The organism is Ensifer sp. Root954 (assembly GCF_001429005.1).
Classification (GTDB): domain Bacteria; phylum Pseudomonadota; class Alphaproteobacteria; order Rhizobiales; family Rhizobiaceae; genus Ensifer; species Ensifer adhaerens.
Genome location: NZ_LMJM01000010.1, coordinates 31043 through 44596, shown reverse-complemented (window position 1 = coordinate 44596; position 13554 = coordinate 31043). Strand labels below are relative to the sequence as shown.

Annotated in this window: 15 protein-coding genes; 14 read left to right on the top strand and 1 reads right to left on the bottom strand. The window is 60.5% G+C overall.

Features of this window, described 5'->3' with window-relative positions; translation table 11 throughout:
* The 4 genes from ASE71_RS36765 to ASE71_RS06055 form a co-directional block, all read left to right on the top strand.
* Positions 1 to 352, top strand: a 352-nt coding sequence (locus ASE71_RS36765) for an SDR family NAD(P)-dependent oxidoreductase (protein WP_244497354.1), incomplete at its 5' end; no start/stop codon positions are given.
* 140 nt (positions 353 to 492) lie between these two features.
* The gene (locus tag ASE71_RS06065) at positions 493 to 1650 is read left to right on the top strand and encodes an ROK family transcriptional regulator (protein WP_162251858.1); all 1158 of its coding nucleotides are present in this window, start codon (positions 493 to 495) and stop codon (positions 1648 to 1650) included.
* Positions 1651 to 1730: 80 nt separating this feature from the next.
* Positions 1731 to 2165, top strand: a complete 435-nt coding sequence (locus ASE71_RS06060) for an RbsD/FucU family protein (RefSeq protein WP_060520136.1) — start codon at positions 1731 to 1733, stop codon at positions 2163 to 2165.
* Positions 2166 to 2206: 41 nt separating this feature from the next.
* Positions 2207 to 2866 carry an HAD-IA family hydrolase gene (locus ASE71_RS06055; protein ID WP_060520137.1) on the top strand — a complete coding sequence of 220 codons (660 nt, stop codon included), beginning with the start codon at positions 2207 to 2209 and terminating at the stop codon, positions 2864 to 2866.
* A 4-nt stretch (positions 2867 to 2870) separates the two neighbouring features.
* Here ASE71_RS06055 and ASE71_RS06050 read toward each other — a convergent pair whose 3' ends face one another.
* Positions 2871 to 4073 (bottom strand): ROK family transcriptional regulator, encoded by a 1203-nt coding sequence (locus ASE71_RS06050; RefSeq protein ID WP_060520138.1) that lies wholly within the window; start codon positions 4071 to 4073, stop codon positions 2871 to 2873.
* Between the two features lie 294 nt (positions 4074 to 4367).
* On the opposite strand from ASE71_RS06050, the gene ASE71_RS06045 reads away from it, so the two are divergent.
* The 10 genes from ASE71_RS06045 (at position 4368) to ASE71_RS06000 (ending at position 13498) form a co-directional block, all read left to right on the top strand.
* Positions 4368 to 5621, top strand: a complete 1254-nt coding sequence (locus tag ASE71_RS06045) for an ABC transporter substrate-binding protein (protein WP_060520139.1) — start codon at positions 4368 to 4370, stop codon at positions 5619 to 5621.
* A 98-nt stretch (positions 5622 to 5719) separates the two neighbouring features.
* The gene (locus tag ASE71_RS06040; RefSeq protein ID WP_060520140.1) at positions 5720 to 6601 is read left to right on the top strand and encodes a carbohydrate ABC transporter permease; all 882 of its coding nucleotides are present in this window, start codon (positions 5720 to 5722) and stop codon (positions 6599 to 6601) included.
* A gap of 13 nt (positions 6602 to 6614) precedes the next feature.
* Positions 6615 to 7496, top strand: a complete 882-nt coding sequence (locus tag ASE71_RS06035) for a carbohydrate ABC transporter permease (protein WP_060520173.1) — start codon at positions 6615 to 6617, stop codon at positions 7494 to 7496.
* 5 nt (positions 7497 to 7501) lie between these two features.
* Positions 7502 to 8593, top strand: a complete 1092-nt coding sequence (locus ASE71_RS06030; protein WP_060520174.1) for an ABC transporter ATP-binding protein — start codon at positions 7502 to 7504, stop codon at positions 8591 to 8593.
* 24 nt (positions 8594 to 8617) lie between these two features.
* The gene (locus tag ASE71_RS06025; RefSeq protein WP_060520141.1) at positions 8618 to 9694 is read left to right on the top strand and encodes a Gfo/Idh/MocA family protein; all 1077 of its coding nucleotides are present in this window, start codon (positions 8618 to 8620) and stop codon (positions 9692 to 9694) included.
* Positions 9694 to 10527 (top strand): sugar phosphate isomerase/epimerase family protein, encoded by an 834-nt coding sequence (locus ASE71_RS06020; RefSeq protein WP_060520142.1) that lies wholly within the window; start codon positions 9694 to 9696, stop codon positions 10525 to 10527. The genes ASE71_RS06025 and ASE71_RS06020 overlap by 1 nt, the downstream gene beginning before the upstream one ends.
* Positions 10527 to 11348, top strand: a complete 822-nt coding sequence (locus ASE71_RS06015) for an alpha/beta fold hydrolase (protein ID WP_413814627.1) — start codon at positions 10527 to 10529, stop codon at positions 11346 to 11348. Before ASE71_RS06020 ends, ASE71_RS06015 begins: the two co-directional genes overlap by 1 nt.
* Entirely contained in the window at positions 11341 to 12042 is a 702-nt protein-coding gene (locus ASE71_RS06010; protein ID WP_060520143.1) for a ribulose-phosphate 3-epimerase, read from the top strand. The genes ASE71_RS06015 and ASE71_RS06010 overlap by 8 nt, the downstream gene beginning before the upstream one ends.
* A gap of 14 nt (positions 12043 to 12056) precedes the next feature.
* Positions 12057 to 13037 carry an ROK family protein gene (locus ASE71_RS06005; protein ID WP_060520176.1) on the top strand — a complete coding sequence of 327 codons (981 nt, stop codon included), beginning with the start codon at positions 12057 to 12059 and terminating at the stop codon, positions 13035 to 13037.
* 20 nt (positions 13038 to 13057) lie between these two features.
* Positions 13058 to 13498, top strand: a complete 441-nt coding sequence (locus ASE71_RS06000; protein WP_060520144.1) for a GlcG/HbpS family heme-binding protein — start codon at positions 13058 to 13060, stop codon at positions 13496 to 13498.
* Positions 13499 to 13554: the final 56 nt, after the last annotated feature.

Here is a 13554-nt window from a genome sequence, read left to right as displayed (position 1 = left end):
CGGGCGGATCGTGAACATCAGTTCGCAAGCCGGTACTGTCACGCTGCGGGGCGAGGCAATCTATTGCATGAGCAAGGCCGCGATCAACCACCTGAGCCGCTGCCTCGCGGCCGAATGGGCGCAGTACGGGATCACCGTCAATACGGTCGCACCTACCTTTATTTGGACGGACTCGACGCGGCCAGTACTCGCAGATCCGGATTTTTACAGTCGGACAGTGGGCCATATTCCACTTGGTCGCATCGGGGACACCGACGACGTTGTTGGGGCAGTGGTCTATCTCGCCTCCCCGGCGGCCTCGTTGGTGACCGGTGCCAATCTGCTTGTCGACGGCGGATGGTCGATCGCATGAAGGTGTCGCCTGGAGGGTAACCTTTGCTTGCGTTCGGGCATCTGATAGTTCGTCAGAATATGTCGTCGGTAGCGATTCGAATGCGCTGCCGGCATCCTGCGATAGCTCCTGACTGACACATGGTGTCCCTGGGAGGAATGTTGACGACGAACAGTGTCCTGCGACACATGAATGCGGTCCGTTGCTTGCGCGTCCTGCGCAGGGACGTCTCGCTTTCGCGCGCCGATATAGCTCGTGAATTGAACGTCACGCGTGCTACGGTCGGCAACTCGATTAAGCAACTCCTTGCCGAAAAGCTCGTCATCGATCTCAACGAAAGCGCAGAGGCAAGCGGTGCAGGGCGGCCAGGCGCCCTCGTATCCCTTAATCCGACGGGTGCATATTTCATCGGACTGGACATATCTTCGGCTGAAATAAACGCCGTTCTCGTCGACTTCTCGATGCGTGTCGTGGCCAAAAGGATCGTATCTATCGCGGACCGCTACCAAGATCCCGACCGGGTGATCGCGCTGCTCGCGACCTTGCCGAAAGAACTCATAGAAAATTCGAAGGTGCGCGCCTCACGAGTTAGGGGCGTTTGCATCTCCGTGCCCGGCATCGTCCGTGAAGGCAGGATTATCTCGGCGCCATGGCTCAATTGGCGGGACGTCGATGTCGTGGCAGCAATGTCCAAAGCCATGCAGCCCTTGCAAAAGATCCACATCTGCAATGACGCTGTCGCGCTTGCGTGCGCGGTGGCCACGGATGCGGGCGAAGGCGATCTGAGTGACGCGCTCCTACTGCTGCTTGCCCAGGGTATTGGCAGTGCGCACCTAAGGCAGGGCCGTGTTATTGAGGGTGCGCATGGGCTTGGCGGGGAGGTGGGACACATGGTCATGGGCGCACGCCCACAAATGGCGGCGACCCACACCTTCGAAATCCTGGCCGGTTACCAGAGGTTCTTGCCCTTTATCGACCAAGAGAGCCCGATCCCTGAGGGGTTGGCACGTCTGGCGTCGCTCGTGAACTCGCCGGAGTTCGATAGCGCACTGGACGAGTGGGCCTCGGCCCTTGCCACCGGTTTCCTCAACCTCATTCATATTCTCGATCCCAAGACGATCGTTCTCGGCGGTCCGCTTGCGGTACTCTATCCAAGGGTCGCGTCGAGAGTGGGGGCGTTGTTGGCCGAAAACCTCGTTCACGGCTTCGACGTTCCGCCCATTTCCGTTGCGAAATTCGGTGGCGACGGTGCGGCAATTGGGGCGGCCGCGCTTTTACGTGAAAGCCTTTTCGATCTGCCCGAACTGCCTGCAATTTAGAAGAACCGCGCAGGAAGTCGTTTGACACCTCATTTGTATTTGTATAAAGCAAAAGCAAATAGACTCAGAGGAGGAAGCCAATGCTCAAACACATCGATCCCATTCTATCGCCAGAACTGCTTTATGCCCTGAGGGCAATGGGCCATCGCCATGACATCGCTATTGTCGATGCCAACTTTCCGTGTGACGGCGGAGACGACCGCCTCATCCGGCTCGATGGTGTTGATGGCCCACGCGCGCTTGAAGCCATCATCGGGGTGTTTCCGCTCGAAGAACAGGAGCCGCATGTAGCCTGGCGCATGATCGCGGAAAATGATCCGGCGAAAATCCTGCCTGTCTTCAAGGACTATGCTTCTGTTCTTGAAAAGAGCGAAGGAAAGCCGATCGAGTTGACCGCCGTCGAACCAGATAACTTCAAGGATCGTGTCCGGGCTGCCCACACGGTCGTCGTAACCGGCGAGCGACGCTTCTACGGCGGCGTTATCTTGCGCAAGGGTGTCATCGCTCCGGAGTGAGGAGTGATCGCCTGAAGAAAATCTGATCCGAACGTTGCATCATGTCCGACCTTCTTTACGACGACACCTTCGAAGCCTTTTTGTTCGATATGGACGGCACCATCCTCAATTCGATTGCCGCAGCGGAGCGCGTATGGGGAGCTTGGTTTGGGAAGTTCGGCCTTGACCCCGAGGTCTTTCTTCCAACCATCCACGGGAGGAGGGCGTCGGAGACGATCGCTTCGCTCGGGCTTTCTCACGTCGACCCTCACGCCGAGGCGTCGGCCATCACGCAGGCTGAAATCGCAGAGGTCAAAGGCGTGGTGCCCATTCCCGGGGCACCACTTTTTCTCAACAGTCTGCCGCCGCGCAAGTGGGCCGTCGTGACATCGGCTCCTCTAGCTCTTGCAAGAACAAGGCTGGAGGCGGCGGGATTGCCGACGCCAGCCATTCTGGTGACGGCCGAAGACGTCCAGAAGGGAAAGCCTGCGCCGGATTGTTTCATCCTCGCAGCCGAGCGGCTGGCTGTGAACCCAGCCCGCTGTCTGGCCTTCGAGGATGCGGAGGCTGGAATCGCTGCCGCAGTTTCAGCCGGTTGCACGGTCATGGTTGTGACTGAGACCCACAAGCTTGGTTTTGAAGGCGCCCACAACCAAATTGCAAACTATCTGCGCGTCCGGCCCGAAATCCTCCGCGGAGGCCTTGGCTTGGCCCGGATCTAACAGCTCAGCGCGCTGACGGCCCGCGGTTACGTCGATAGATCAACTCTTCATCGACCGAAAGCATTCGTTTGTGCAGCATCGAGGCTCCTCCAATCGCGGGGCCCTCCGGGCCCAGCTTGGATAGGCGGATCTCCGGGATCGGGTGCTCGTCCAGCAGATTCTGGCGAACATTCTCCATGACCTCGTCGCGGCACAAGTCGTAGAGCATCGCGACGGGGCCGCCGAGCACAATTCGTGCCGGGTTGAAGATGCTTGTCAGCGTCGCAACACCCCGGCCAAGGTAAAACGACCAATCCGTCAGCGTCGATAGGGCCGCGCGCTCCTTCCGCCGAGCTGCGCTTGCGAACTCGTCGATGTCGCTGGCGGATCCTCCATGAAAGCGGTAGCGGGCGAGAACCGCCTCGCGGCCGATGAAGCTCTCGAAGGATCCGGAGATGGTCGCAAGCTCGACGAAGCCTTCATCTCCAAGGATGATATGGCCAAGCTCTCCGGCATAACCGTCCTGTCCGTGCAACAATTGTCCTGAGTTGACGATCGCGCCGCCGACGCCGGCGTCGAGGAAGATGTAAATTTCCGTATCAGTGCTCTCGTCCTTCGAGCGGTACATCTCCGCCATTGCGAAGGCGTTGGCATCGTTTTCCGCAGCGAGCAGCAGATCTTCGGGAAGCATTTCCGCCAATTTGTCGAGGATCGGCTCTTGGCGCCATCCAAGAATCGGCGCACGTAGGATCGTTCCGGTCCGATCAATGACGCCGGGCGCCGTCAGACACAGACCTCGAACCGTATGCGTCTGCGACAGGCTCTTGGTGAGCGATTTTACGGTCCTCACCAACTGCTGAATGATGCGTTCGGGATCGGCGACAGCCAAATCGAAATTTGATTGAGACTGCGCGACGACCTGTGCCTCCATGTCGAGCGCCACGACCGTAAGACGACCAACGCCTATGTCCGCGCCAATGAAGACGCCGTAGTTGGCATTGAGCCGAACGAACGTGCCGGGGCGTCCTGTGCCTGCACTCTTGTCGTCTTCTGAATTGTCTTCGACAAGCAATCCTTCTTCGGTGAGGCTCGCCACAATGCTGCTGGCGGTCGACCGCGTAAGTCCAAGTTCACGGGCGATGTTGGCGCGGCTGACCTTGCCTTGCCGAAAGACGACATCGAGCACCCTGACTTCGTTGATGTGCCTGACGGCGCTGGGCATGGACATGGAGTGCTCCGACTAGGTTGGGCCCGCGAGACTGGTAGCGAATCCGCGTGGGATCGCCTTTCGAGCGAAAGCATATAGTCATTTCAGCCGCGACTGTCGCCGATTTTGCCGGCTTTCAAATTTGTCGACCAACTCGACCGCGGCGAGGCCGCTTCCGTTCACATTTTTGTCCACGGCCCATCGAACCAAGTTGACACGGTCGCGTCAATATGTTTGTTTTCCATCCAAACAAACGGAAGAGGAGAAGCCGTCTGTTTGCAGAGGCGGCATGGGGCCGCCCAGGGGAGGAACTAAATGAAATCGACTTTCAAATCACTGGCCATTGCCGCGGTGCTCAGTGCTTCGGCGTCCGGCTTCGCCCTCGCACAGGACAGCGTCGAGGTGTTGCACTGGTGGACCTCGGGCGGCGAAGCCGCCGCCGTCGGCGTCTTGAAGGATGACCTTCAGAAACAAGGCGTCGGCTGGCAGGACATGCCCGTCGCGGGTGGCGGTGGCGAGGCGGCTAACACGGCGCTCAAAGCGCGGGTGACTTCAGGCAACCCCCCGACCGCTGCGCAGCTGCTCGGCATGGCGGTAAACGAATGGTCGGAGGAGGGGCTTCTTGGTGACCTGACTTCGGTCGCCGACGAGGAAGGGTGGGACAAGGTCGTGCCCGACGCCGTCAAGAATTTCGCCGTGCACGACGGCAAGTGGCAGGCCGTACCGGTCAACATCCACCGTCCGAACTGGCTCTGGATCAACGCGAAGGTCTTCAAGGACAACGACCTGGAGCCACCGAAGACCTGGGACGAATTCAACGCAGTCGCCGACAAGCTCAAGGAGAAGGGCATCGTTCCCCTCGCTCACGGAGGCCAGCCGTGGCAGGACACAACGGTTTTCGACGACGTCGTTCTCGGGATCGGTGGGCCGGAATTCTACAAGAAGGCCATTCTCGAATTGGATGATGCGGCGTTGAAGTCGGATACGATGGTCAAGGTCTTTGACCAGATGCGCAAGATCCGCGGCTATGTCGACCCGAACTTCTCCGGCCGGGATTGGAACCTTGCCACCGCGATGGTTCTCAAGGGCGAAGCGGCCATGCAGCTCATGGGCGATTGGGCGAAGGGCGAGATCGTCAAGGCCAACCTTGCGCCGGGCGTGGATATCCTATGCGTCACAGCGCCGGGCACCGAAGGGGCGTTCCTGTTCAACACTGACTTTTTTGCCATGTTCCCGGTGGGCGACAGCAAACTTTCGGCCCAGCACAAGCTCGCGGCAAGTGTCATGTCCCCGAGTTTTCAGGAAGCGTTCAATCTGGTGAAGGGTTCGATTCCAGCCCGAACGGACGTCTCCGACGACAAGTTTGATACCTGCGCAAAGAAGTCCATGGCCGATCTCAAGAGCGCCGTTTCATCCGGGACGCTTCTGGGCTCGCTCGCACATGGCCACGCCGAGCCGGCAGGCATTCAGCGCGCCATGTTCGACGTCGTCACCCAGCACTTCAACTCCGACATGTCGTCCAAGGACGCAGTCGCGGCGCTTGTGACTGCGATCAACGCCGCCAGATAAAGATCCTCCCAGGAGTTGGCCGCACCACAACGGCGACCAACTCTTGCGCGGCACCAGTCGTCTAGGCGGCTGGTGCCGCTGAAATCGGGCAGATAGCAATGACTCTTTCCAAACGTATACAGGCCGCGTTGCCGGCGCTCGTCCTATCGCCGTCGTTGGCGGCGATCGCGATCTGCGTTTATGGCTTCATCGCCTATACCGCGCTTCTATCCTTCACCGGATCGAAGATGTTCGCCAGGTTCGATTTCGTAGGCTGGCGGCAATACGAGCGGCTCTTCGACAATCCGCGTTGGATAACCGCGATTGAAAACATGGCGATCTTCGGCGGTCTCTATGTCGTGGTTGCGACCTGTCTCGGCCTCTACATCGCCATCCTGATCGACCAGAAAATTCGGTTGGAAGGCGTGTTCCGCGCGATCTTCCTCTATCCGATGGCACTGTCCTTCGTGGTCACCGGGGTGATCTGGCAGTGGCTTCTCAATCCCGGCCTGGGGCTGGAGCACATGGTGCGCAGCCTCGGCTGGCAGTCATTCACCTTCCAGTGGTTGGTGGATCCGGATTGGGCCATCTACACGATTGTCATCGCTGGCGTGTGGCAAGTCACCGGCTTCGTCATGGCATTGTTCCTGGCAGGACTTCGCGGCGTCGACACGGAGATCCTGCGCGCAGCGCGGGTGGATGGCGCCCCCATCCACAAGGTTTACACGCGCATCGTCATTCCGGCTCTCAGGCCCGTATTCCTGACCGCGTTCGTCATCGAAGCCCATCTCGCCATCAAGAGCTACGACCTCGTCGTCGCCCTCACCAAGGGCGGGCCAGGCGTCTCGACGGAACTGCCCTCGACATTCATGTATTCGATGACCTTCACCCGCAACGAACTTGGCGTGGGCGCGGCCAGTGCGACCGTCATGCTGACGAGCCTTGCCGCCATCATTGTCCCCTATCTCTATTCGGAGCTGCGCGATGACCGCCGTGCCTGACAGCAACTTTGCGATGGCCCTGGGGCGACCACGATCGCTCAATCCGACCAAGATGTTCGGCCGCATCTTCGTCTATGCCTGCTTGGTCGTGCTCGCCGCTTTGTTCCTCGCGCCTTTGGCCTCGATGGTCATGACTTCGCTGAAGAGCATGGACGAAATCCGCAGCGGCACGCTTCTTTCCGTGCCGCGCGCCCCCACGATCGAAGCGTGGGTGTCCGTATGGAATTCGGCATGCATCAGTGTCGCCTGCGGCGGTCTTAAGGGATACTTCGGCAACTCGTTCCTGATCGCCGTCCCGGCGACGTTGATTTCGGTCGGCCTCGGCGCGTTGAATGGCTACGTCTTCTCCACCTGGCGGTTCCGAGGAGACAACGTCCTTTTCGGATTGATCCTGTTCGGCTGCTTCATTCCGTTTCAGATTGTTCTAATTCCAATGGCCGGACTGCTTGGCATGCTCGGTCTCGCGGGCACCATTCCGGGTCTCGTGCTCGTGCACGTCGTATACGGCATTTGCTTCACCACCATGTTCTTCCGCAACTATTTCGTGACGGTGCCGGCAGAAATCTTCAAGGCGGCCCGGGTCGACGGCGCGGGCTTTTGGGCGATCTTCTTCCGCATCCTGCTGCCGATCTCGTGGCCAATCGTCATGGTGTCGATCATCTGGCAGTTTACCGGGGTTTGGAACGACTTCCTGTTCGGCGTCTCCTTTGCCGCCGGCTCCAACCAGCCAGTGACCGTCGCCGTCAACAACCTCGTCAACACCTCGACCGGGACCAAGGCTTACAACGAGGACATGGCGGCCGCGATGATCGCAGCTATGCCAACTATTGTCATCTATGTGGCCGCGGGCCGCTACTTCCTTCGCGGCCTGATGGCCGGCGCAGTCAAAGGATAATGCTCATGGCCAATCTCGCCATCAACCATGTCACCAAGAGCTTCGGAAGCCTCGCCGTCCTGAAGGACATAAAGATCTCGATCGATGACGGCGAGTTTCTGGTCCTTGTCGGCCCCTCGGGGTGTGGCAAGTCCACGCTGCTCTCGATCATCGCAGGTCTGGAGGAACACACGTCCGGGACCATCACGATCGACGGCAGGCCCGTGGATGGTCTGGAGCCGAAGGAACGCGACATTGCCATGGTGTTTCAATCCTACGCGCTCTATCCCGCGATGACGGTGGAACAGAACATCGGCTTCTCGCTGGAAATGAGCAAGATGCCGAAAGCCGAGCGCGTCGAGCGCGTCGGAAGGGTTGCGGACCTGCTTCAGATAAGCCATCTGCTCAAGCGCCGCCCTGGCCAACTTTCCGGTGGCCAGCGTCAGCGCGTGGCTATGGGACGCGCGTTGGTGCGCGAGCCGAAGATCTTTCTCTTCGACGAGCCGCTCTCCAACCTCGACGCCAAGCTCCGTGTCGAGATGCGCACCGAGATCAAGAGGCTCCATCAGCGGCTCGGCGCCACCATCGTCTACGTCACGCACGATCAGATCGAGGCAATGACGATGGCGACGCGCATCGCCGTGATGAAGGACGGCGTGCTGCAGCAATTCGGCACGCCCGAAGACATCTACGACCGACCCGCCAATGTCTTCGTCGCCACGTTCATGGGATCGCCGCCGATGAACCTTCTCCCGGCAACCGTGGTTGAAGGGGCGTCGGGCCCGTGGCTGTGCCTGAAGGGAGCGGACGTTACCCTGCCGTTGCCTGCTTCAGTGACGGCGCGACTGGTGCCTGGCAGCGACGTGCTTCTTGGCTTGCGGCCGGAATGGCTTTCGCTAGCGACGGAAGAAGTGTCTGCCAATCCGATGCTTACGCTGCATGTCGACGTTATAGAACCGACCGGTCCAGACGTGTTTGTCGCCCTTCGCGCAGGCGAGCGCGAGATCATGGCGCGGCTACCGACGGGAACATCGATCCGTTCCGGTGAAAAGCGGGCCTTCGCGCTCGATCTTTCAAAGACCGTTGTCTTCGACGCCGGTACCGGCATCGCCCATTAAAAACTCAGTTTCAGGGACACACCAATGCCAGCAAAACAGGAAAGACGTCTTCGCGTGGGAGTACTGGGAGCCGGGCAAATTGCCCAGGCCGCCCACTTCGAGGCATGCACAAAAGCGGCCAACGCCGACCTCTATGCGATCTGCGACGTTGCGGACGATCTGCGTGAGCGGATGGTCATCACCCACGGGGCTCAGAGATCCTACAACGACTATGACCGGATGCTCGCCGATCCGGAACTCGACGCCGTCATCATCGCAACCGCAGATGCGTTCCATGTTCCGGCCTCCATTCGCGCCTTGGAAGCGGGCAAGCATGTGCTGTGCGAAAAGCCCGTCGGCGTGACCGTCGAGGAATGCTTCGATCTGAAATCAGCCGTCCAAAGGTCCGGCAAGGTCCTCCAGGTTGGTCATATGAAGCGCTTCGACGCAGGGCTCCAGGCGGCCAAGTCGTTCATCCGTGACGAGATGGGCGACATGATCGCGCTGAAGGCCTGGTATTGTGACAACACCCACCGCTATCCGATGACAGATGCCGTCCAGCCGCTGATTGTGACCAGTTCGAATGCCAAGCGTCCGTCCACAAACCCCAAGGCGGATCTTCGCCGATACTACATGCTGGCGCACGGCTGCCATCTGATTGATACGGCCCGATACTTCGCCGGCGACATCGTTGCCGTAAATGCGCGCCTCTCGGAGCGCTCGGGTATCTGGTGCTGGTTCGTGGACGTCGAATTCGCCTCCGGCACGCTCGGCCATCTCGATTTGACCGTCCAAGTGCGTATGGACTGGCATGAAGGTTTCCAGATCTACGGCAAGAACGGCAGCATCCTCGGTAAGACCTACAATCCCTGGTACTACAAATCGAGTGAAGTCGACATATTCCGCGAGGCGGACGGCGCCACCCATCGTGTGCTGGGCGCGGACGGCCATTTCTATCGTCGTCAGGTCGAAGGCTTCGCGCGCAGCGTTCTGGACGGCGCGATTCTCGAAGGGGCGAACATCGACGACGGCGTCGCCTCCGTTCAGGCGATGGTCGCGATCGCTCGGTCGGCCGAGACCGGGAAGCGCGTCGCGCTGGCGGACGTTTCAGGTGGTGTGTGATGAAGCTTGGTATTTTCGCAAAGACGTTCGAAGGCACTGATCCCCGTGTAGTGCTCCAGTCTGTCGCAGCCGCAGGCTATGCGGGCGCGCAATACAACATGGCCTGCTCCGGCCTTCCTTCATTGCCAGACGAGATTTCCGACGGTCAGGCCCAGGCGGTGGCTGAGGCCGCCAAGGCCTGCGGCGTGGAGGTGGTGGCGGTGTCCGGCACCTACAACATGATCCACCCGGACCGAGCTTTGCGCGCGGCGGGCCATGAGAGGCTCGAGGTGCTTGCGCGCCATTGCGCGAGGATGTCGACACGTCTCATCACGCTTTGCACCGGTACGCGTGACCCGATCGACCAGTGGAAGGAGCATCCCGACAACGACACGGCCGAGGCGTGGCGCGACCTTCTCGCGGCTATGGAGACGGCTGTTGACATCGCCGAACGGTACGACGTGTATCTCGGGATAGAACCGGAACTGGCCAACCTCGTGAATTCAGCGGAAAAGGCGCGGTCGCTGATCGACGAGGTGAAAAGCTCACGTATCAAGGTCGTGCTCGATCCCGCCAATCTTTTCGAAGTGACGAGCCTCGATGAACAACGCAGGGTCGTCTCCCTCGCAGTCGACCGCCTGGCGGATCACATCGTCATGGCACATGCCAAGGACCGCAATCCAGATGGCACTTTCGCCACCGCAGGAAAGGGTGTTCTCGACTACGCCCACTATCTGGGATGCCTGAAGGCCATCGGCTTCAACGGCAGCCTCGTCACCCATGGTCTGTCGGCCAGCGAAGCTGCCGGAGTCGCGTCGTTCTTGACGCAACACCTTCAGGACGGAGCGGGTTGATGATCAAGGCCATCTCTCCGTTCGAGACCGCTGACGGAACCATTTTGAACGTCGATACGGCTGGCGAAGGACAGGCGGTCGTATTCCAACATGGTCTGTGCGGCGACGCAGCCCAAACGGATGAAGCATTCCCGGCAAAGCCCGGCTTGCGTCGCATCACGGTCGAGGCCCGGGGGCACGGCCGCTCGCAGGCGGGGCACCTCGACAACCTGTCGATCGCCACGTTCACCGACGACGTTGCTGCCTACATCGAACAGAACTTCCCTGATCCGGTGGTTATCGGCGGTATTTCGATGGGAGCGGCGATCTCTTTGCGCCTCGCCGTCAAACGGCCGGATCTCGTCAAGGGGCTGGTCGTCGCCCGCCCCGCCTGGGTGATTGAAGCGGCGCCAGCGAACATGGCGCCCAACCTTAAGGTCGGTCGGCTATTGAAGACGTTGCCGCCGCAAGAGGCGAGGGCGGCCTTTCTGTCCGGCGCTCACGGGCGCAGCCTCGCCGCCGATGCGCCGGACAATTTGGCGTCGCTAGAGGGGTTCTTTACGCGTGCTCCCATCGAAGTAACCGCGGCACTTCTGTCGGCGATCTCGGCGGACGGACCGGGCGTGACCGAGGAAGAGGTCCGCGGTCTCAATCTCCCGACGCTGGTGATCGGCCATGAAAGGGACCTTATCCATCCGCTGATGCACGCACGCGCTCTCGCCCAAATGATACCTGGAGCGCGCCTCGTGCAAATCACCCCCAAGGTCGAGAGCCGAGAGAGATACGTCGCCGATTTTCGCCTCGCACTGGGGACTTTCCTAGAAAGCCTGAGACATGACTAGACCTGAAAAGAACTGGATCGCCAACCTTCCGGAAAGCCGGCTCATAGCAGAGTTTTCGGTATGGTCGGCCGACCTCGTGCGCCTGGCCGACGACCTTGCCCGTGCCGAGCCATTCGCCGACATCCTGCACATCGACGTCGCCGACGGCCACTTCGCGCCGGCCATGCTGTTCTTCCCCGATCTCGTTGCAGGCGTGCGCAGGATCTCCTCGCGCCCGATCCATGTCCATCTGATGGTAGCCGACAGCGTCCTTCTCTCGCAGATTGAGCAGTTCGCCGATGCGGGCAGTGATCTCATCAGCATACATGTCGAAAACGAAGCCGTGGCGGATGCCGCGCTCGACCTGCTGGATCGGCGAAACGTTGCCGCAGGCATGGTGATCAAGGTGGACACGCCCGTTGAGCGGGTGGCGAAATTCGCATCCCGGCTAAGTTTCATCACGCTCCTCGGGACCGCGATTGGCGTCAAAGGCCAAGGATTGGACGAGAGGGCGGGTACCCGCTTGCAACAAGCTAGCAAGATCATCGCCGATTGCGGTGCGACGCATCGCATCGTCCTGGCCGCCGACGGTGGCATTCGCGAACACACGGTGCCCCTGCTTCGCCAGGCCGGTGCGGAGACGGTCGTGCTTGGTTCCCTGGCTTTCAACGCTCCGTCGCTCGAAGAGCGAATGGGGTGGCTACACGCACTCTAACGCACGGTTTGGAAATGCATCAGATCGCCATTGGGATAGATTTGGGAGGAACGCAGGTCCGCGCAGCTCTCGTCGACGAGCGGGGCAATATCGTCGCGCGCATGGAGGAGCCGACCGAGGCCTACGCCGGTCCTCTACGGGTCCTATCGCAAATCCGTGCACTGGTCGAGCGCCTGTTGGCAACATCCAAGCCGTCGACGGTCGTAGGCATCGGCGTCTCCACGCCCGGTCCCATCGACACTGTAAGCGGTGTTGCCAGGGATATTCCGACGCTTTCCGGATTTGCGGACTTTCCCCTGAAGGCCGAACTTCAGCGCCAGTTCGCGTTTCCGGTCTGCCTGGAGAACGACGGGATCGCAGCCGCAATCGGCGAATGGCAGTTTGGGGCCGGGCGGGGTCTGGCCAACCTGGTGTATGTCACCGTCAGCACGGGCATCGGCGGCGGGATCATCGCGGATGGACGAGTGCTTCGCGGCAGGAAGGGCATGGCCGCCCACGTGGGCCACATGTCGGTCATGCCGAACGGAGAGGTTTGCCCCTGCGGCAACAATGGGTGCTTCGAGGCCTACGGCTCCGGAACGGCGTTCACCAAGCGGGCTCGTGCCCGTGCGGCAGATAGCCACGAGACTCAACTCGGCAAAAATGGAACAGCGATCCACAGCCGAGATGTGTTCGCGGCTGGACGAGGCGGGGACTTCCTCGCCAACCTCCTAATCGACGAGGAGGCCGAAATCCTCGGACGCGGCTTTGTAAGTCTGATCCACATTTTTAGCCCGGACGTAGTGATCATGGGAGGAGGTCTCTCCCATGAGTTCGACCGCCTCCGCCCTGGCATTCAGGATTACGTCGCCCGCTGGGCGATGCCGGCGTTCAAGGACGTGAGCGTGGTCCGTGCCGCGCTTGGACAAAACTCCGGTCTGGTCGGGGCCGCAGCCCTGGCATTCCTGGCGGATCTCCCGAGCGAAGAGACCTTGGCGCTTGTCGCGCATCAATGAAATCCAGAGGAGCTACAACATTGTTGACGATCAGAAGATTAAGTCTGCCCGACGCCCGCCTACTCATCGAGGGCGCCCGTGAACGCGCTCGCGAAATCGCGGTACCGATGTGTATCGCGGTGACGGACGAGTCGGGGCAGCTCATCGCGTTCGAACGCATGGACGGCGGGAAGGTGACCAGCACGATCATCGCGCAGGACAAGGCATTTACTGCCGCAGGTGCCAAGCGCACGACCGAAAGTTACTGGGAGGCAAGTCAGCCCGGAAAACCGGCGTTCGGCATCAATTCCGCAATCGGCGGGCGGCTCATGGTGGTGGCCGGTGGGATTCCCGTCGTGGTGGACGGCGATGTGGTCGGCGCCATCGGCGTCAGTTCCGGGACGCCCGCTCAGGACAGCGACTGCGCGCAGTCCGGGATCGACCATTTTCTTGCCAGCCTGCGCGGGCCCGAAGCGAGCTGAGCTCGAAGGGCCATTGGTGGCCAGGTCGAATCTCAACAGCCGAGGATAACGGAAGC